Source organism: Maridesulfovibrio sp., assembly GCF_963677005.1.
Taxonomy (GTDB): domain Bacteria; phylum Desulfobacterota; class Desulfovibrionia; order Desulfovibrionales; family Desulfovibrionaceae; genus Maridesulfovibrio.
This window is the reverse complement of record NZ_OY781616.1, coordinates 2,953,295-2,972,810: the sequence shown is the minus strand read 5'-3', so window position 1 is coordinate 2,972,810 and position 19,516 is coordinate 2,953,295. Positions and strand designations below refer to the sequence as shown.

General features: G+C 52.2%; 22 protein-coding genes. 10 read left to right on the top strand and 12 right to left on the bottom strand.

The window, feature by feature from the left end:
• Positions 1-35: 35 nt before the first annotated feature.
• The 9 genes from ACKU4E_RS13180 to ACKU4E_RS13140 are packed head-to-tail and all read left to right on the top strand — an operon-like array spanning position 36 to position 7,949.
• Positions 36-1,295, top strand: coding sequence for a GAF domain-containing SpoIIE family protein phosphatase (locus ACKU4E_RS13180; RefSeq protein WP_320171540.1), 1,260 nt, complete (start codon positions 36-38; stop codon positions 1,293-1,295).
• Positions 1,296-1,323: 28 nt separating this feature from the next.
• Positions 1,324-1,632, top strand: coding sequence for an STAS domain-containing protein (locus ACKU4E_RS13175; RefSeq protein WP_320171539.1), 309 nt, complete (start codon positions 1,324-1,326; stop codon positions 1,630-1,632).
• A 28-nt stretch (positions 1,633-1,660) separates the two neighbouring features.
• Entirely contained in the window at positions 1,661-2,410 is a 750-nt protein-coding gene (locus tag ACKU4E_RS13170; protein ID WP_320171538.1) for an ABC transporter permease, read from the top strand.
• Between the two features lie 5 nt (positions 2,411-2,415).
• A complete protein-coding gene (locus tag ACKU4E_RS13165) occupies positions 2,416-3,219 on the top strand; it encodes an ATP-binding cassette domain-containing protein (RefSeq protein WP_320171537.1) in 804 nt (267 codons plus the stop codon).
• 13 nt (positions 3,220-3,232) lie between these two features.
• The gene (locus ACKU4E_RS13160) at positions 3,233-4,195 is read left to right on the top strand and encodes an MlaD family protein (RefSeq protein WP_320171536.1); all 963 of its coding nucleotides are present in this window, start codon (positions 3,233-3,235) and stop codon (positions 4,193-4,195) included.
• Complete coding sequence (locus ACKU4E_RS13155) at positions 4,188-4,808, top strand: hypothetical protein (RefSeq protein ID WP_320171535.1); 621 nt, start codon at positions 4,188-4,190, stop codon at positions 4,806-4,808. Before ACKU4E_RS13160 ends, ACKU4E_RS13155 begins: the two co-directional genes overlap by 8 nt.
• Entirely contained in the window at positions 4,808-5,197 is a 390-nt protein-coding gene (locus ACKU4E_RS13150; RefSeq protein ID WP_320171534.1) for a DnaJ family domain-containing protein, read from the top strand. Before ACKU4E_RS13155 ends, ACKU4E_RS13150 begins: the two co-directional genes overlap by 1 nt.
• Before the next feature lie 5 nt (positions 5,198-5,202).
• Positions 5,203-6,579, top strand: coding sequence for a WD40 repeat domain-containing protein (locus tag ACKU4E_RS13145; protein WP_320171533.1), 1,377 nt, complete (start codon positions 5,203-5,205; stop codon positions 6,577-6,579).
• A gap of 29 nt (positions 6,580-6,608) precedes the next feature.
• Positions 6,609-7,949: an ATP-dependent 6-phosphofructokinase gene (locus tag ACKU4E_RS13140; protein ID WP_320171532.1), complete on the top strand. Its 1,341-nt coding sequence runs from the start codon at positions 6,609-6,611 to the stop codon at positions 7,947-7,949.
• Between the two features lie 336 nt (positions 7,950-8,285).
• On the opposite strand, the gene ACKU4E_RS13135 is transcribed toward ACKU4E_RS13140, so the two are convergent.
• From ACKU4E_RS13135 to ACKU4E_RS13110, 6 genes are all read right to left on the bottom strand, one after another.
• Positions 8,286-8,897 (bottom strand): FmdE family protein, encoded by a 612-nt coding sequence (locus ACKU4E_RS13135; protein ID WP_320171531.1) that lies wholly within the window; start codon positions 8,895-8,897, stop codon positions 8,286-8,288.
• A gap of 153 nt (positions 8,898-9,050) precedes the next feature.
• A complete protein-coding gene (locus tag ACKU4E_RS13130) occupies positions 9,051-9,887 on the bottom strand; it encodes an ABC transporter ATP-binding protein (protein WP_320171530.1) in 837 nt (278 codons plus the stop codon).
• On the bottom strand, positions 9,884-10,951 hold the full coding sequence (locus tag ACKU4E_RS13125; protein ID WP_320171529.1) for an iron ABC transporter permease: 1,068 nt from the start codon (positions 10,949-10,951) through the stop codon (positions 9,884-9,886). Before ACKU4E_RS13125 ends, ACKU4E_RS13130 begins: the two co-directional genes overlap by 4 nt.
• 3 nt (positions 10,952-10,954) lie before the next feature.
• Positions 10,955-12,064: an iron ABC transporter substrate-binding protein gene (locus ACKU4E_RS13120; protein ID WP_320171528.1), complete on the bottom strand. Its 1,110-nt coding sequence runs from the start codon at positions 12,062-12,064 to the stop codon at positions 10,955-10,957.
• A gap of 160 nt (positions 12,065-12,224) precedes the next feature.
• Entirely contained in the window at positions 12,225-12,491 is a 267-nt protein-coding gene (locus ACKU4E_RS13115; protein WP_320171527.1) for a ribbon-helix-helix domain-containing protein, read from the bottom strand.
• 74 nt (positions 12,492-12,565) lie between these two features.
• On the bottom strand, positions 12,566-13,123 hold the full coding sequence (locus tag ACKU4E_RS13110; protein ID WP_320171526.1) for a DJ-1/PfpI family protein: 558 nt from the start codon (positions 13,121-13,123) through the stop codon (positions 12,566-12,568).
• A 242-nt stretch (positions 13,124-13,365) separates the two neighbouring features.
• Between ACKU4E_RS13110 and ACKU4E_RS13105 the strand changes: the two genes are divergently transcribed.
• A complete protein-coding gene (locus ACKU4E_RS13105) occupies positions 13,366-14,124 on the top strand; it encodes a hypothetical protein (RefSeq protein ID WP_320171525.1) in 759 nt (252 codons plus the stop codon).
• A gap of 106 nt (positions 14,125-14,230) precedes the next feature.
• Here ACKU4E_RS13105 and ACKU4E_RS13100 read toward each other — a convergent pair whose 3' ends face one another.
• The 6 genes from ACKU4E_RS13100 to rd form a co-directional block, all read right to left on the bottom strand.
• Positions 14,231-14,740 (bottom strand): ferritin, encoded by a 510-nt coding sequence (locus tag ACKU4E_RS13100; protein ID WP_320171524.1) that lies wholly within the window; start codon positions 14,738-14,740, stop codon positions 14,231-14,233.
• Positions 14,741-14,762: 22 nt separating this feature from the next.
• Positions 14,763-15,776: a cytochrome d ubiquinol oxidase subunit II gene (gene cydB / locus ACKU4E_RS13095; protein WP_320171523.1), complete on the bottom strand. Its 1,014-nt coding sequence runs from the start codon at positions 15,774-15,776 to the stop codon at positions 14,763-14,765.
• 25 nt (positions 15,777-15,801) lie between these two features.
• A complete protein-coding gene (locus ACKU4E_RS13090; RefSeq protein ID WP_320171522.1) occupies positions 15,802-17,115 on the bottom strand; it encodes a cytochrome ubiquinol oxidase subunit I in 1,314 nt (437 codons plus the stop codon).
• A gap of 27 nt (positions 17,116-17,142) precedes the next feature.
• Positions 17,143-17,841: a DVU0298 family protein gene (locus ACKU4E_RS13085; protein WP_320171521.1), complete on the bottom strand. Its 699-nt coding sequence runs from the start codon at positions 17,839-17,841 to the stop codon at positions 17,143-17,145.
• Between the two features lie 197 nt (positions 17,842-18,038).
• Entirely contained in the window at positions 18,039-19,244 is a 1,206-nt protein-coding gene (locus tag ACKU4E_RS13080) for an FprA family A-type flavoprotein (RefSeq protein WP_320171520.1), read from the bottom strand.
• 86 nt (positions 19,245-19,330) lie between these two features.
• Positions 19,331-19,492: a rubredoxin gene (rd, locus tag ACKU4E_RS13075; RefSeq protein ID WP_320171519.1), complete on the bottom strand. Its 162-nt coding sequence runs from the start codon at positions 19,490-19,492 to the stop codon at positions 19,331-19,333.
• Between the last annotated feature and the right edge of the window lie 24 nt (positions 19,493-19,516).

Genomic DNA, 19,516 nt, shown 5'->3' with positions numbered 1-19,516 from the left:
CGGTATCGCCGTTGCAAGGAATACAAGGAGAATCTGTGGACAGACAGGCTGCACGACTGAAGATGCTGATCCAGGCCAATGAGGTGCTTGCAAACATAGAGTCGCTGGTGGAACTTCTTCCTCAATTGCTGAGGCTTGCGCAGGATGTTACCGGGGCCGAGGCTTCCTCCATAATGCTTTATGATGAAGAGAGGAACGTGCTGAGGTTTGCCCTTGCCATGAATGACGTTCTTGGTGAAGAAAAAATGAAGGAACTTAAAACCGGCTTTGAACTGCCCATGGGGAAGGGGATTGCCGGATGGGTTGCGGAAAATCAAAGCTCCCTGAATGTTGTGGATGCGCAGAATGACCCCAGATTTTCTAATGCTGCTGATCAGAAAACCGGCTTTGTAACCAATTGCATACTGTGTGTCCCGATCATACACAGAGATAAGTTGATGGGCGTTGTGCAGGTGCTCAATTCAACTGCCAAGGAATGTTTTGATCTGGATGACAAGGAACTGCTGGAAAGTTTCGGTCATCTGGCCGGGGTGGCGCTGGTCAGGTCCGACCTGCTTCTGCAGCGGCTTAATCAGCAGAAGCTGGAAACACAGCTTGAAGCGGCCTCCAGAATACAGAAACAGTTCAATCCGGTTCAGCCGGAACTGGACGGCGGAGACCTTATCTGGGGGAGTTCCGTGCCGGCCCAGTTTGTCGGTGGTGATCTTTATGATTTTATACCAATTTCCGACGGAAGCTGGTACATTTATATTGCGGACGTTTCCGGAAAGGGGCTGCCTGCTGCGTTGATCATGTCGGCCCTGTGGACCAGAATCAGGGCGGAAGCGCTGAATGAAAAAGATCCGGGCGCAATGCTTGAGTCCATCAACAAGGGCGCCTGGGAGTTCATGAACGGTAAAATGTTCGCGACCATGGTGCTGATGAGATACGAACCGGCCAGCGGGAAATGCAGTTACGCCGTTGCCGGACATACTCCGCCTCTGCATGTGGCCGGGGGAGAAGTCAGGGAACTGGAAAGACCGTTCGGTATGCCTGTAGGCATTATGGATGACGGAGATTTCACCACAGCCGAGTTTGTTCTTGGACACGGAGAATCGCTCATAATCGTTACCGACGGCGTAGACGAAGCCAGAGCCGCTGACGGGGAGTTCTTCGGGGAAGAGCGGCTGCTCAAAACCTTGAAAGAATCCGGCGAGCCTCCGCTCGGAGACAAATTGATTCAGGCTGTGTCACAGTGGCGTGCAGACACCCCGCCCAATGACGATACTACTGTTGTGGAAATTTTTCGCGGATAGGCGGGAAGTTACGATATAAGGAGTTTTTATGGCTGCGGGCTGGAAAATGGAATCATCTGTAGAGGATGTGCTGATAAAGATCAGCGGTGAAGTTGATTTTACAGGCACTCCTCAACTCCGTGAAGAGCTGCATAGCTTTGTAAAACAGACCGCAGGTGATGTACGCGTGGATCTTTCGGAACTTGATTATCTGGACAGTTCCGGCCTTGCCTCGCTGATTGAACTCCGTAAAATCCTTACCGGAGACGGGCGCGGTGTAAAGATCATCGCCGTTACCGACCAGGTGGACAGGCTGCTCAAGCTGACCCAGGTCAAGCCGTTGTTCGGTATGAAATAGACTTAAGCTCTTTTCGGGCTGGTGCATTATGAACGGATTCAGGGTGCTGGCATGGATGATATCACGGCTTATCGGATGCCTGCGGCCTAAATTCGGAAAAAGCAAATCCTTTCATCGCAAAAGGCTCTGGCGCGACCTCGCGCAGGTAGGAGCCGATTCTATTCCCATCGTAAGTGTAATTTCCGCCTGTACCGGTATTATTCTGGCCCTGCAGTCCGCGCAGCAGCTGGAAAAAGTCGGAGCCATCAGCTACGTGGCCAACCTTGTGGGGGTCACCATCATTCGCGAGCTGGGGCCCATGCTGACCGCCATTATAGTCACCGGACGATCGGGGGCCGCCTTTACTGCCGAGATAGCCACAATGCAGATTTCCGAGGAAATCGACGCCCTTGAGGTCATGGGCATAGAGCCGGTCCGGTTCCTTGTTGTGCCCAAGCTGATCTCCATGCTCATCATGGTGCCGGTGCTGACCGCCTGGGCAGATTTTGTGGGCATCTTCTCAGGGGGCGCATTTTCCGCCATTGCTCTGGGTATAAACAAGACAACATACTTCAACAACTCCGTTGAGTTTCTGCAACTTCGCGATGTAGCCGCAGGGCTGGTCAAAAGCGGAGGGTTTGCCGTTGCAATCACGCTGGTCGGCTGCTGGCAGGGGTTTCTGGCCCGGGAAGGTGCCGCGGATGTAGGTCGCAAGACAACCAATTCCGTGGTCATATCTGTGTTCATGATCATTCTTCTGGACCTTTTCTTCACATCCCTGAATTTTATCTTCCGGTGATCATCATGGCGTTATCAAGACTGGCACAGGACATAATTCTTCAGGATCTGACCCTCGGATATCCGGGTAAAATCCTGATGGAAAACCTGAACGCGGTCCTTCCGGCAGGCGAGATAAGCGTTATCCTCGGAGGATCAGGGTGTGGAAAGTCGACACTGCTGCGGCATATTCTGGGGCTGAACAAGCCGGTTTCCGGTGAAATATTCCTTGGTGAAACCAATCTGACCGCTTTGAAGGACGAAGAGGAATACAAGCGGATCAGAGCCCGGATGGGAGTGCTGTTTCAGGACGGGGCAATGCTCGGTTCGCTGACCTTGGGAGAGAACGTAGCACTTCCTCTGCAGGAGCATACCGAGCTTCCGGACCCGATCATTGAGGAAGTTGTGCTCATGAAGCTGCGGATGGTGGGGCTCGGGGATTTCGTCCATTACTTTCCGAGCCAGCTTTCCGGGGGGATGCGTAAAAGGGCAGGGCTGGCAAGGGCCATGGTAATGGACCCGACAACCCTTTTGTGCGACGAACCTTCGTCCGGTCTGGACCCCATAACCGCAGCCGATCTTGATCAGCTTATCCTGAAGCTCAAGGAAACTTTTCATGTGACCATAGTTGTGGTCAGCCATGATCTGGACAGTCTGTTCAATATTGCCGATCATGTGGTAGTATTGCATAGGGGCAGTTGCCTGTATCAGGGTGACCTTGAGGGATTGCGCAATTCATCCAACCCCTATCTAATTGATTTTCTGGAACGAAGACCGACTGAAGCTGATGATACCATGGAGCGGGCCATGACATACCGGAGCAGGAAATAACGGGAGCGGGGTAATGGTACTTAATCCCAGAAGTTCAACAAGTGATCTGATCAAGGCTGCCCTTGCCGTGGCAGCCGGATTGGCCGTGCTCGGACTGTTCATAGTCTTTCTCGGCGGACATGATTTTTTTTCCGATTATTCCCGGTACCGGGTTTTGTTCCACAACGTGAAGGATCTCACCACCGGACGCCCTGTAAAATATGCCGGACTGAGGGTCGGCAAGGTTGCGTCCATATTCGTTGATAAGGATAAGCCGGGACTTGTCTCGGTTGTTCTCAATGTTGATAGCGATTTTCCTCTTTACGAAGGCACGGTGGCTACCGTAACCCAGAAAGGACTGGTGGGTGATAACTATGTGCTCCTGCAGTTGAGCGGAGAAGCCGGGAACAGGCTCGCTCCGGGGGCGGATATTCCCGCTGCGGTGACCATGAGCATGAACGATGTGGCTGCTGAAATGGGCCGCGCTATTGCCGGATTGGCTCCGCAGCTGGAAAGGGCCGTAAATGGCTTTGAGATGCTTCTTTCTCCTCAGAACAGGGCAAACATCGAAAAAAGTCTGAAAATGGTTCCTGAGCTGATTCAGGAGGCCAATGCAACTCTGGTTTCTTTCAGAAAAGACTGGAAGACTCTTTCAGGGACCGGTGCGGGAGCAATGCGGACCGGTGCGGACAATATAACCAGGCTGACCGCAGAAATAACCGATACCCTGCAGAAGATGGAAGAAGTCCTCTCAACTCTGGAAGGAGATCTGAGCAATACCCTCCACAACGTGGACGGACAGGTGGTCAGGGCGGTGGACGGCATAGAAGGGTTTACCACCGGTCTGCGCAGGAACATGGACTACGATCAGGAAGAGCTTGAGGCCATCCTTATGAACGTGAACCGGCTGACAAGAGAGATGAATCGGCTGGTGCGGACATTGCGGGAAAGACCCTGGCAGGTTCTCAATCCTCCGCAGGGGGCTGCACATGATTAGGATATCCCGGACAGTGTTGTTTTGGGCGGTCATGTTTATTCTTTCCGGGTGTATCGGCGGAAAATCCGTTGATCCCGTCTATCTGCGCGTGGCGCAGGGGGCAGCTGCTTCATGCGAAAAAATCGGAAGCGGTCTGCCAAGGGTCGCATTGAAACATTTCACTTCCCTGCCGGCATTGAACAGTGAGACAGTGATTCTGGCTGACGGGAATGTGCTGAAACCGGATTACCGCTGGAGTTGGGAAGGAACCCCTGCTGAAATTTTCGATCTGGCGGCCGGGCCCGGTCTTGGCTGCATGAAACATTTTGAGGTCGTGACCCCGTATCGCCCCGGAGTGGAGAGGACATTCATTCTGTCCGGGGTTATTACTTCGTTCGAATTGCATAGGGACGGTGGAGACCGGTTCCTGGCATCCGTGCGTTATTCGCTTTGGGACGGCGAAGGCCGCATCCTGCTTGCCCGCAGGGAGGTGGAGTGCGCTGTCCCGGTTAAGTCTATTGACGGACAGGCCGTGACAGAGGCGGCGGGCATGGCCGTTGACGGAATTATGGTACGTACCGCAGGGTGGATGGACGGATTGTCGGGCACTTTGTCTGTACAAGGGAGCAAGTGATGTATTTTATCCATGCCATAGCCGAGGCGAAGATCAAGGAAGCCGAACGGAACGGTGAATTCGATGATCTGCCCTGCAAGGGTCGGCCCATTGAATACGAGGACGATTCCATGATTCCCCAGGAATTGCGCATGGCCTATAAAGCGCTTAAAAATGCAGGCTACCTCCCACCCGAGATGCAACTTACAAAGGATATTCATTCCGCCCTTGACCTGCTGGAGCATATGGAGGACGAAAAAGAACGTTATGTCCAGATGCAGAAGGTCAACATACTTTTCGAGCGTATTAAATCCACGCGTGGAAAGAAAATTTCCATTGACGCTGAAGACGACTACTATAAAAGCATTGTCGAGCGAATTACTTTGCACAGCAAGAAACTCAAGGGATAGAATTGATGACTCTTAAATTTATCAGGCCCGGCTGGAGGGTAGTCCTCCTGCTGGCAGTGCTTTTGCTTGTCCCTGCGGCAGGTCACGGGGCTGAGCGGGAAAGGGTGGGGCAGTCCTACATAAAGATTTCCCCGCAACTCAAGAAGGGGACTGTCTCCTCTCTGAAAAATTATGTGAAATCCCTGCTGGCAAAGAAATACGTAAGTGCCGACAAGCTTTATGATCCCCCGCTTGAAGATCTTGAAGACAAATTTTATGTTTCAGTCACGCGGGAAAAGGCCGTACCCATCATCGCCGGAGGGGTTTCCTCATTTTCCGGAAATGATGAGGGGCTGGCAGCAGCCCTTTACGATGGAACTGTCCGCATCTGGAGCGGGTTCAACTGCGCAAAGCTCCGGCTGCCGGGCGGCGGTGGAGCGGGGAGCCTCGGTTACGGTCCGGGAAGCCCTTCACTGGCCGCGACATCCTCGGACGGGAGCAAACTTTACGCCTATGATCTGAAACAATGCGCAAGGATTCCGGGAGAAATTCCGGTTGCCCATGCCCCGGTTAAAATGATGGCCGCTTCACGTACTGGTGACTGGCTGGGCTTTATCGACAATTTCAATACGCTGGTCTGTGGTCCTGTCACAGGGCCGCTGTCCGAGATTCGTATTCTGGAGGGAACTCCGATCCTTCTGGGGTATACCCCGGCGCAGGGGATTCTGATAGTTGTGGAGGCTTCGGGAAAAATTACCAAGACCGGCATGAAGAACATGTCTTCCATGGATTCCGATCAGGTTCCCGGCGGACCGTTCAAGTCGGCCCGCATGGCCGGGTACACGGTCTGCCTGACCGCTGATGACGGCCACGATGTATACTGGGATCTGCGTAAACGCGGTACGGTTAAAAGATCCGAAGCATTGCGCGAACAGCCGTCATGGATATACGAACGTGACGGCGCACTGGTCTACTTCACGGGCGTGGACCGCTGGAAGGTTACGGAGCATCTGGGCATGCCCATGTTTATTGTTTCCCATTCCGTAAAGAAAAAGCTGCTCAGAGTTCGTGACCTTGACGGAATAACCCGCTACTATAGCATGCTGGACGGCAAGGAATTTCCCGATGGCCATGCCGATGACTGGAAACTGGTAACCCCCCGCAAGGGAGTTTACAAGATCGGGGCTGGCTCATACCGGCTTTATGACCCTGTGTATCAGAAGGGCACGCAGCGCCTTTATTGCAGATACATAGCCGGAAAAGGTTTCTATCTGTGGTGGGAACCGGTTGCCGGGTATAAAAATTTCAATCCCCATCCCATGAAGCTGCCTGTTCGCGAGTGCGTTCTGGCAAAAAGTACTGTCGAATGGGTTCCGCTTGTTGAAGGCGAAATAAACGATTAAAGTGATGTAACCGTTGCAGGAGGTTTGAAATGCCTAGAAAAGCTGCTCATAAAAAACAAGTGATTGATACCGAAATCCCACAACTCGGCAAAGCCAAGATTCCTTCTCCGCTCAAACGCTGTGTCTTTATTGAGGATCAGGAAAGAACGCTGGTCAACCTTGCCGAAGAGGAAATGGATTCCTCGGTTGATAATTCCGTGTATCAGGAATTCGAAAAGGCCGGTCCGCGCGCCTTCACCTACTTTGATCCCTCCAAGACCAAGTGCGCTATCGTCACCTGCGGGGGCCTTTGCCCCGGGCTGAACGACGTTATCCGGTCCATCGTCCTTGAGGCCCATTATCTCTATAAGGTTCCATCCGTACTGGGCATCAAGTTCGGTCTGCAGGGGTTCATCCCCAAGTTCGGGCATGATGTGATTGAACTTACAGCCGATAAGGTTGCAAATATCCACCAGTTCGGCGGCACCATACTCGGTTCGTCGCGCGGTCCGCAGGACCCTGAGGAAATAGTGGACGCCCTTGAACGGATGAATATTTCGGTTCTCTTCATGATCGGAGGGGACGGGACCATGCGTGCTGCCAAAAAGATCGTGGCAGAAGTTGAAAAGCGCAAAGTGAAAATTTCAATTATCGGAGTCCCCAAGACCATCGACAACGATATCAACTTTGTAACCAAGTCCTTCGGCTTTGATACTGCTGTGGACAAGGCCACGGAAGCCATTCAGTGCGCTCATGTGGAGTCTCTGGGAGTAGTCAACGGAGTAGGGCTGGTCAAGTTGATGGGCCGTGAATCAGGTTTCATTGCCGCACAGGCCACGCTGGCCCTGAAGGATGTCAATTTCGTGCTTGTTCCCGAGCATGCTTTTGAATTCGATGGCGAGTACGGGCTGCTCCGGTCGCTTGAGAAGCGCCTTGAAGAGCGTCAGCACGCCGTAATCGTTTGCGCTGAAGGGGCCGGGCAGGAACAGTGCGAGTACACCGGGGAGAAAGACCTTTCCGGCAACCCCGTGCTGTGCGACATCTGCACCCTGATCATCCGCCGTATAAAGGAATATTTCGGTGAGCGCGGCAAGGAGATAACCCTCAAATTCATTGACCCAAGCTATATTATCCGTTCCGTTCCGGCCAATGCCAACGACTGCGTATATTGCGGTTTCCTCGGCCAGCATGCCGTGCACGCCGCAATGGCCGGAAAAACCGGGATGGTGGTCAGCAGGCTGCAGGCCCGCTACGTGCACCTGCCGCTGGATCTGGTTACCACCAAGCGCAAGAAACTGAACATCAAGTCCGATTACTGGCGTGCGGTGCTGGAATCCACCGGTCAGGGACATCTGCGCAATGATATGGAAATGGATATCTGCGATATTTAGTATGGATGTTTTGTCGTAGGAATTCTCCGACGGCATCTCTGCTCTCAACAGATCGCTAAAACTCAAAGCAAAGCTTTTCGTTAAGCGACTGTAAGGCCTGCCGGGGGCCTTAAACCCTTTGCAAGGGATTTAATAATCCCAAAATTTTTTAGCGGGGCTTCGCCGCTTCGTATGACTAAGTGTGCATGAAGTCAGGAGACTACATTTAAGCCGTTTTGGTTTTTCAAAAGGTATATCAAACTGTGATTGATATAGCTCGTACGTTTTATAAAACATAATGAATTAATTGATAAAAAAGTCCGCCGAGAAAATCTCGGCGGACTTTTTTATGTCTGTCTATATTTTCTGTTCGACTTTTTCAAAACAGGGTATGCACAGAGTCTGCCCGGCAAAGCGTCTGGAGCGGGATTCCATGTGCACTTCTCCGCAGTTCTCGCAAACGAGTGACTGCAGAATCTTGGCCGGTCTGGGGATGGAGATGAGCGGATCACTAATTGAGAAGATTTCGGACAATTCCGCATCGAGATATCCATGCTCGCATTTTGAGCGCATTTCTTCGCATGCGGCTTTTTGTTCCGGTGTTGCCCTGCCTTCGGCCCCAAGGGCCATCAGGCGGCTCATTTCCGTCCGTTCCTCGCCCATGAATTCGGGGTTGAGCAGAGCCCGGAATCCTTTTTCGTCCGCTCTGCGGAAAAATGTGAAAGCCATTTTGCCGTGATCTCTGAAAATTAGGTTGCCCTTTCCGGCAGAGCAGCCGGTGAAGAACTGAATGGCATCCACACCGCACATATCCGTTTCACAGATTGCCACCAATGCGGAATCATTGTGGTGCCCAAGTTCCTTCAGGCAAAGCTCGGCAGCCCTGATCCCGATAGCCAGTCCCGGACAGCGGTGCCCATGAAATCTGACTACTTCCTCAATCTGTGTATCAGTAAAGAAATCGTTCATTATGCCTCCAGCGGCCTTGCGGGGCGCCCTGCCGGGGGCCTTAAACCCTTTTGCCAAAAGGGTTTAAGAATCCCAAAATTTTTTAACAAGGCTTCGCCGCTTTGTATGGTGAAATGTTATTGATATAAGAGGTGCATTTTACACCGTATTTAGTTACGCCAGCAGCCTAAGACCTGCGTTATCCACGGCATGGTCGTGGCTGTGCTCAGCGGTGTGCTCAACGCAATCGTCATGCTCTTCAAGTGGATGAATAACCGGACAGCCGTGGCGCATTTCTATTTCCACATTCACTTCGTAGACTTCCCGGATGGTTTCCGGGGTCACGGATTCCTTGCCCCCGCATCCGTAGACGGCACCGTCTTTGAGGAAAAGGAATTTGTCCGCATAGCGCAGGGCCGTATTCAGGTCGTGCATGGTCATTACCGCCGAGACCTGATGTCCTTTGACCACGGACCGGACAATACGCAGAATTTCCAGCTGATTTTTGAGGTCCAGAGCGCTGGTGGGCTCATCTAGCAGCAGGACATCCGGTTCCTGCACCAGAGCGCGGGCGATGCTGACTTTCTGGAGTTCGCCGCCGCTTAAACGGTCAATGTGCCGAAGTGATAAATGGGTCAGGGACAGCCGTTTCAGGGCTGCGTCGACTATTCTTATGTCATGGTCGCGGACCCTCCACCGGATGTGGGGTTTCCGGCCCATGAGCACGGCATCGAAAACCGTCAGCCGGGCCGGTTCCACGCGTTGCGGAACATAGCCGAGCAGCCGCGCTATATCGTCCGAGCCGAGTTCGGATACATCCTGCCCTTTGACCATGACCGTTCCTTTATCCGGGCTGTGGATGGCGTTCATGCATTTGAGCAGGGTCGTTTTGCCCGCTCCGTTAGGACCGAGTACGGCCAGCAGCTCTCCGCATTTGACGCTGAAATCTATTTTTTCCAGAACCGGAATACCGTGGTAGCTGAATCCTATGCCGTTAACGTCGAGATTCATCTGTTCCCCCTGATAATGAGCCAGATAAAGGCCGGTGCACCGAGAAATGCGGTAAGAACCGAGACCGGGAGCACGTTAGGGGCCAACATCAGGCGTGCGGCGGTATCCGCGGCCAGTAGAAGAACCGCTCCGGTTATGCATGATGCAGGCAGTAGAAAGCGGTAGTCGTCCCCGATGATGCGGCGGACCATGTGCGGACAGACCAGCCCCACAAAGCCGATTATGCCCAGAAAGGAGACAATTACCGAAGTGAGCAGGGAGGCCAGCAGCATGCCGATGATTCTTATCTGCTGTACCTTTACGCCAAGCCCTCTGGCGGTCTCGTCTCCGGCTTCAATTGCGTTGAAGTTCCAGCGGTTCAGGGTGAACCAGAGGTAGGAGGCAACGGTTACCGCGGAAATTATACCTAACTCTGTCCAGGTAGCACGGGCCACGTCTCCGAAGGTCCAGAAGACCATGGCCGCTAGCTGAACGTCATCCGCGAAATACTGCAGAAACATTGTCCCGGCGGTGAAGAGGGCGCCAAGCGCCACACCGGTCAGGACCATTACTTCCGGAGTAGCCCGGCGCAGGCGTGAAATGATAATTATGGCGAATGTGGCCAGCAGGCTGAAGCTGAAGGCCACCACAGTGGTGAGGTAGGGCGAATTTATGGTCACCGCACCGACATTCGAGCTGGTCATTGTCCCCATTCCCAGAACCATTACCGAAACAGCGGCTCCGAATGCTGCCGCATGGGATATGCCGAGGGTGAAAGGGGAGCCCAGCGGGTTGCGCAGGATCGCCTGCATCACCGCTCCGGCAACGGAGAGTCCGGCTCCCGCAACCACTGCTGTCAGGGTCTGCGGAAGCCGGATGTTCCAGATGATGAGGTCGAACTGTTTGGAGACAGTTTCGCCCATCAACGTCAGCATGGTCTGCAAAGGGGAGATGGTGACAGGGCCCATGCCAATGGAAGAGACCAGAACCAGCGCGGTCAGCACCAGCCCGCCGGTAATGAAAAGAATTTTTTTCCTTATGTGCCTGCGATACTCAACCGGAATCTGTCCGTCATCGAAATGCATGGGTTATCTCATGTCGAGTCGGCTGAAGGCGTTGATATTGAACGCTTTGTTCATTACCCCGAAAACTGGTTTTCCAACCAGAAATGTGTATATTTCGTCCGCCTTAGCCGCAGGATCAATGTCCTTGAAGTGCTCGGGATAGAGGACCTTTCCGACGAAAAATGCGTCCGCGATGATGGAACCGTAGTTTCTGGAATACCAGTTGTACGGAAGCACCGTGTACACGTTGTTGCTGCTCACGGCACCAAGAGCCTGATAGGCCGGGTCTGTCTTGAGTTCGTAGACCGCCCCGGAATTTTCCCCCAACTGGCAGGTGGAGATGTCCACAAAGACAATTTCAGGATTCCAGCCGACGATCTGTTCCTTGGATACATTGGCATGCTGCAGTGGTTTGCCTTTAGAGTCTTTCGGGCAGGCTGCGTTGTCCGCGTTAACGAATCTGAAGGGCGGGTAGGCCGGTTCGGTGGACTGGAAGCCGTGAGGACCTTTTTTTGCGATACCGCCTACGTAGCAGCTCTTACGTTTGTCAGCGGCAATTCCTGAAGTCCGGTCTTTGAGATCAGTGATATTCCTTTCCATGAAATCGCATACTTCATCAGCTCTTTTGTCCTTTCCAACAATGTTGCCCATAAGCTTAAGGGCGTCGTAAACTGACTTGCGGTTCGAGGCCAGACTGTCATAGTTCAGGCAGACTACCGGTATTCCGGTTTTTGCCTGCAGTTCATCCGGGTCGTAGCCCATTTCCTTGTATGTCTTGAATATCACCTGCGGTTGCGGTGAAAGCCCTAAGATCAGTTCCGGGTTATCGTGTCCACGGAACTCTCCGAAAAGCGGCAACTTGGCAAATTGGGGATTTGCTATGGCGTACGGGCGGGCATCGAATCTGCTCTTGCGTTTTTCAATGGAATCTACACCCACGATCATGTTCTGTGCCTGTAGATAGGTAAGGTAGCGCAGGCAGCCCGGACCGGAGCAGATAACCTTTTCCACCTTGTCCGGTATTTCCACGGTCCGTCCGGCCATGTCCGTGATTGTCCTGGCCTGGGCTGCGGTTGAAAACATCATGACCATGGCTGCCAGCAGCAGTGCCGGGAAAAGATATCGCTTGTTCATACGGGCCTCGTTCAGGATTTCATACTCATTTATTGGGATAAATTGTAATCAATTACCTGTTTGAGGTATACGTATTTAAAAAACGTGTCAATAATGGTGAAAAATAATGCCCGGCGTAAATAACACCGGGCATCAGGACTGTTAAGGAGGTGTCTGATTCTCAGTTCGATCTGCCGGAAAGAAATGTTGTGCATACAACCCGCAACAGGGAGGCGAAATTGGATATCTCACCGTTCAGGTTGTATGCTTCCGTGTGCAGCCTGGATATGAATTTGCCTGTTGTGGATTTTTCTTCAGCAGCAAGTTCATCCAGTATATTCCAGAACCGGCGTTCCAGACGGATGCTGGTCACTGCTCCGTTTATTCTGACGGAACGGGTGGTCTGCTCATACTCCATCGGTGGAGTGGACGAATAGATTTCGCACATGGGTACCTCACAGGTCGTGCATACCCGGCGCGGCTCAATTTCCGTCTTCTCTCCCGGCCTGTCTGCAAATTGCGTTACCCGATGGTTTCCACCAGCAGGCGCAGCCATTTGGGATGCGCGGGCCACGCAGGGGCTGTTACAAGATTTCCGTCGCAAATAGCGTCATCGAGGCCTATTTCAACGTACTCACCACCGGCAAGGCGCACTTCCGGTGCGCATGCAGGGTATGCGGATACTTTTTTGCCTTGAAGAGCTCCGGCAGCCGCAAGGAGCTGCGGCCCGTGGCAGATGGCGGCAACAGGACGGTCGGAAAAGTCTCTGACAACGTCCAGTACCTTTTCGTTAAGACGCAGATACTCCGGTGCTCTGCCTCCGGGTACGACAAGGGCAGCATAATCTGCGGTGTTGACGCTGTCAAAGTCAGCATTGAGAGTGAAATTGTGTCCGGGACGTTCCAGATATGTCTGCTGGGACTCAAAGTCATGCACGGCGGTGGCGATCTGCTCGCCTGATTTTTTGTCCGGGCATATGGCGTCTACTTCAAAACCCATGGCCTGAAGGGCCTGGAAAGGCACCATTACTTCGTAATCTTCAACGAAATCTCCAACCAGCATTAAAATTTTCTTAGCCATAGCTTTTCTCCTTGCTTATTTAATTTTCCATTCAATACCAGAAAATCGGAAGTCTGTGGTAATATTCGGCTACTACAGGATCGTTTGTAACGCCATTGTCGGTAATTAAAATTATCGTGGTTTGCCCGTAGGCTCTCTTAATATTTCTTAATATCTGGAATTAAATTTGCATACACTGCTGTATCTTTATCCGATCAGGTCTTTTTTACCGGTTTCCGGATGGAAGTTAACAGGAGGCGGCTGTGAGCATTTCAGACATTGGCGGCATTCAAGATCCGCAGACATATACCGAATCAATAAGCAATTATTCGACGGTTCCTGAAGCGCAACAGGAAAGTGATTTTGTTGAATCATTAATGATTTCAAAAGATAAGGACTCTGACGGAATACTTACCCTTAAAGAGTCCGGCCTGCGCAAAAAGGAATTCGCGGAACTTGATTACGATGCTGACGGACGGATAAGTGCAGCGGAGATTTCCGCACATCTTGATCAGAAAGCGCGTATGGGAGCTCTTTCCGTGGCAATGCGGCAGGTGGAAGATTTTTCCTCCGGCGGGGCAGAATCTGCAGACGAGAACATGGTCAGCTTTGAATCCAGCGGGCTTGATGCGGAAAGCTTCAGCGAAATTGATTCCGATGGGGACGGAATGATTTCTAAAGATGAACTCGGAGCCGCAAATCTGGAGGACATAAGTGATCCCGGAGAGGACTCTGCATCCGCTTTTTCAGATGCATTTTCCGAGTTCAAGAAAAGTTTTTTTGCCAGTGAAGAAGATAAGAAAGATGAAGACCTGGATGATGACGGGGAGGTCTCGGCAGCCGAAAGATTTCTCAGTTCCCAGCAAAAAGGTTCCTCGAAAAGTGAAGAGGCTGAAACAACAGAGTCCGAAACGAATGGAAAGAATGGATATTCCGCAGCATACAGGTCCGGAGTTCGTGCATATCAGCAGCAGGCAGGCAACGTTGCAGCCTTGGATAACCAGTTCCGCGCCGAGTATTGATAGTCTCCGCCATATTATCAACCGTCCGGGACTGCTTGCTCGTAACGATCAAAGCCCCGGCAGCATCTGCTGCCGGGGCTTATTGGTTTGTTAAGCTCTATGGTTCTTAGGCTGTGGTCGGCGGAGTGAAGACGCGCAGAGCAAGTTCCTTGTCGAGTATGAACATGCCGTTACCTTTCCCGTCGATGAGTTTGAGTTTGTTCAGCACCTCGTTGACGCTGTCCTCCTCTTCCACCTGTTCGGTGACGAACCACTGCAGGAAGATGTTCGTGGCGTGATCCTTCTCAGTGATAGCCAGGTCCACAAGGTTGTTGATGAGTGAGGTCACTTTCTTCTCATGCTCAAGAACACCCTTTACGCAATCCAGCGGGGATTCCCATTCGGTCTGCGGGCTGTCGATGGAAGACAGGATTACACGTCCGCCGCGTTCATTGATATAATCGTAGAACTTGAGGGCGTGGAACTGTTCCTCCTGAGCCTGGACTCTCATCCAGTTGGCAAAACCGCTCAGTCCGATGTCGCTGAAATATGCGGACATGGAAAGGTAGAGGTAGGAGGAGTAGAATTCAGCATTGAGCTGCTCGTTAAGAGCTTTTTCAAGTACTTTGTTGGACATTTTGATTGATCTCCGTAGGTGCTTAGTAGCCCAGGTCCTCGTCAGTGATCTTGGTTGCGAAGGTCTTATGCATCCAGAACTGATAGGCGATGACTATGGGTACCATGATCAGGGCAACGGTCAGCATTATCTTGAGGGTCAGCGGGCTTGATGCTCCGTTATAGATAGTGACCGAATATGCCGGGTTGATGCTTGAGGGCAGCAGAGCCGGAAAGAGTCCGATTACGCCGAACAAGGTGGTGGAGACAATGAGAACAGCGGAACACATCCAGGCCTTCCACCACTTGCCGGCAGAAATCAGGGTACGTACCCGGACTATTGCCAGGACCGGAATCAGCAGTATGAGCAGCAGTGCCGGCATTGCCAGGAAGTTGCTCAACAGCTTGGTGTATACCCCGGTGAGGGCCAGAAAGGCAATATAAACAGCAACCATCACCGGCCAGAGAGTCGCGGCCAGCTGTCCGGATCTTTCGCACAGGTCTCCGGTGGTGCGTGCGGCAAGCCAGAGGCAGCCGTGCTGCGCGAAGAGCAGCACAAAGAGGATGCCGCCGCCGAGACCGTAGGGGTTGAGCAGGGTGAAGATGTTGCCCTGGAAAACGCCGTTTTCATCAATGGGAATTCCCATGAAGATGTTGGCGAAAGCCACGCCGAGCAGCAGTGCAGGCAGGAAGCTTCCGACAACCATGGCCTTGTCCCAGAAGCTGCGCCAGGCATCGCTTTCTCCCAGTCCGCGGAATTCAAAGGCGACACCGCGGATGATAAGGGCGATGAGCAGCAGCATGAGCGCGGTGTAAAGTCCGCTAAACATGACCGCATAAGCTTTCGGGAAAGCGGCAAAGGTCACACCGCCGGCGGTGATGAGCCATACTTCGTTGCCGTCCCAGAACGGTCCCATGGAATTGTAGATTATTTTTCTGTCTTTCTCGGTTTTGGCCAGAAAGGGCATCATGGCACCGAGGCCGAGGTCATACCCGTCGAGCATGAAATAGACGGCCCAGAGCACTCCCCAGAGTAGGAACCATATTGATTCAAGCATGATAATCTCCTCTTGTTGCAGGCTATTAGGCCTCTACAGGTTCAGGCCCCTTGCGGGCAAACTTGGTCAGCAGGAATATTTCCGCAGCGCCCAGCAGGGTATAAAGAGTGGTCAGGGCGATGAAGGAAAATGCGACCTGTCCCGTGGCTATGGGGGAAACAGCGTCCGCTGTTTTCATCATCCCGTACACTATCCAGGGCTGGCGTCCGATTTCGGCCACAGCCCAGCCAGCCCACATGGCGACGTAAGGCAGGGGGATACAGAGGAGCATTATACGCAGGTAAAGCCTGTTTTCAGCCAGCGTCTTGCGTTTCAGCCAGCCCCAGATACACAGCAGCGGGAAGAGGGTTCCCAGACCGACCATGATTCGGAAGGAAAGGAAGGTTGCGGTGACCGGAGGACGGTCTTCTGCGGTCCATTCCTTGAGCCCCTTGACCGGAGCGCTGAAGCTGTTGAATGCGAGAAAGCTGAGTCCGCCGGGAATTCCCATGAACTCAACGGAGTTTTCGGCCTTGTTTTCATCGGGAATCACAAAGAGATACATGGGTGCGCCGTCTTCAGCCGTATCCCACAGGGCTTCCATTGCCGCCAGTTTTGCAGGCTGTTTTACAGCTACGTCCTGAGCATGGTTATGACCCTGGGCAGCAACGAGAATGGAAAAGATGAAAGCCGTTACCAGTCCAAGCTTGAAGGATTTGGTGAAGAATTCGTTTTCGTTCTTGCGCAGCAGGTGGTAGGCGCTGATTCCCATGATGAAGAATCCGGCCACAACGAATGCGCCGAAGGCATTGTGCAGGAACTGTCCCCATGCAAACGGGTTGCTGATAACTTCGGTGAAGCTGGAAAGTTCCGCACGGCCGTTCCTCATTACATAGCCGACAGGATTCTGCATCCAGCCGTTGGCCAGAATGATCCAGATGGCGGAAATATTGGAGGCAATTGCGACAATCCAGATCGATACAACATGCATTTTCGGGGAAAGTTTTTTCCAGCCGAAAATCCAGGCTGCAAGAAATGTGGATTCAAGGAAAAAGGCCACCGTGGCTTCCACTGCGAGCAGGGAACCGAAAATATCCCCCACGTACTCGGAGTAGCGGGACCAGTTGGTGCCGAACTGAAATTCAAGTGTTATCCCGGTTACGACACCGAGAACGAAGTTGATTACAAACAGCTTTCCCCAGAATTTGGTCATGCGCAGATATATGTCTTTTCGTGTGCGCACGTACATGGTCTCCATGATGGCAACCAGTACTGAAAGCCCCAGTGTGAGCGGTACGAAAATGAAGTGGAACATTGTTGCCATGGCAAATTGCAGCCTTGACAGCATCAGAACATCCATCATTCCTCTCCTTGTTCAAATTGTTGATTAATCCCCTGAAATTCTGTCCAGAGCTTCCTGAGCCAGCCTTCCCACTGTTACTGAATCCAGTGAACAGTTTTTATAGATATCTATAATAGTATCATTATCCAGCAAAGCTTCAAGTGCTTTGACGGACTTTGCCGATCTTAAGCCCCCGAGTCCCCAGCAGGCCGTTCCTGCAATCACGGGGTCCGGATGACTTAAAAATCTTATAAGGTCGTCTTCTGCCTGTCTGGCGACCTGCTGCCGATCCTGAGCCAGTCTTGCCGCTCCCCAGACCGCTCCCCTGAGCAGTGTGGTGAACTCCAGAAAGTTTTCAGGGCCGTTGGGCTCCTCATGGCTGTAGCTCAGCAGTATTCTGCCGTATTCATCCGCCATGAGTTGGTTTGATGCGGTTATTTCGCCCATGGCTTCCGGCACTCCCCAGGCACAGCCTCCGGATTCTTCGTTGAGCATCCACATAATGCGGCGCATGACAACCCTTGCTTTTGCAGCGTTTTCTTCCGCCATGCGGGAAACGACCTTTCCAAAGCAGGTTATCGAATGCCAGCGTACCATGATGTCGGGGGCGCAAAGGCCGGAAAAAAGCGGGGAGATCAGGTCCTGCATGGAGTATTCGTCCATCAGGGCTGTGAAATCCTGTTCCCAGCTTTCCCGGGCCAGAATGTTCATTACGTTTTTTTTGATCTTCCGTCCGACTGCCATAAGCCGGTACCTCCCTTGCCTGGTTTCGGCGTTTCTTTTTAGTCGTAAAAGCAATTATTATCGTTAGTCGGGTAACGACTAACCATTACTGCTATTTATAACATAAAAAGATTAACTATGAAACAGTTTAATCGGCCGTGCCGATAACGCCGGTTAAACGGCGGGCGAAAAAGGATCCGCCCGCCGGATTTATCTGATTAGCTGCCGACTTTTTCTTTGATGGCGGCAGCGATTCTGACGCCGAGGTCGAAGCATTCCTTGAGAACATCATGATCAGGCCTGTTTTTGGCCTTGATGTTGGGTTCGATGATGTCCATGCTCATATTTTCAAGCCATTCCTTGAGTATGTTCACGCACTCACCGGACCAGCCGAAGGAACCGACAGCAGCACCGATTTTGCCTTGAGGACGCAGACCCTTGATGTAGGTCAGGGCGTCAGCCATACCGGGCAGAATGCCGTTGTTGTGGGTCGGGGAGCCGATGACCACTGCAGCGGCATCAAAAACTTCGCTCATGATATCGCTGTGATGGTTGGTCTTGACGGACATGACTTTTACGGAAACACCTTCGGAAACAAGACCGGAAGCAACGGCGCCGATCATTTTTTCCGTGGAGTGCCACATGGTGTCGTAGAAAAGAACTGCCTTTTTCTTGGGAGTCTGTTTTGCGTATTCAGCGTATTTTTCAAAAGCGAATGCGCAGTCGTCACCACGGAAGATCAGACCGTGATCCGGGCAGATGGTATCAACATCGAGGTTGAGAGCCCCGAATGTTTCCAGGGTTTTCAGAACCTTGGGGGAGTAGGGGGTGATGATGTTCGCATAGTACTGCTGCATGTAATCGGCAACGTACTCTTTGCTCAGTTCATCAACAAAGCGTTCACTGGATGCAATGTTCTGTCCGAAGGCATCGCTGGTGAAGAGCATTTTTTCTTCGGGCACATAGGTGAACATGTTGTCAGGCCAGTGGAGCATTCTGGTTTCGTAGAAGCGCAAGGTGCGTTTCCCGATGGAGACTTCCTCGCCGGACTTGATGACGTGGATGGGCCAGTCCGAGCAGTCGAAAAAGGTATTCAGGGCCTTGCCGCCCATGGGTGATACGAAGATTTTTTCGGGCTTGCAGATTTCAACCATTCTGTCGAGGCTGCCTGCGTGGTCCGGTTCAAGATGGTTGACTACAATGTAATCAACTTCGGAAGGGTCTGTAAGGTGGGCCAGAGCACAGAGGAGCTGGTCATCAAACCCTTTGTACACGGTATCAACCAGTACTTTTTTTTCGTCTTCAATATAAAAGGAGTTGTAGGTGGTTCCTTTGGCCGAGCGGGCGTAGCCGTGAAAATTACGGCAGTTCCAGTCTACCACGCCAAGCCAGTGTACACCTTCTTTGATTTTTACAGGTCTCACTTTATTCTTCCCGATGGTTTTGCTGTTAACGATGCGAAAGCCGGGATAGAACCCGGCTTTCTTCCTGATTTATTTACTTCTTAACCCTAGTCTTCGGGTTCGAAGTCGTCCTTGCCTGCACCACAGACAGGACATTCCCAGTCGTCAGGGATATCTTCGAATTTTGTGCCGGGGGCAATTCCGCCTTCAGGGTCGCCCTGAGCGGGATCGTAAACCCATCCGCAAAGTGAACATACATATTTTTTCATTACTTCTCTCCAATGTGATTTTAT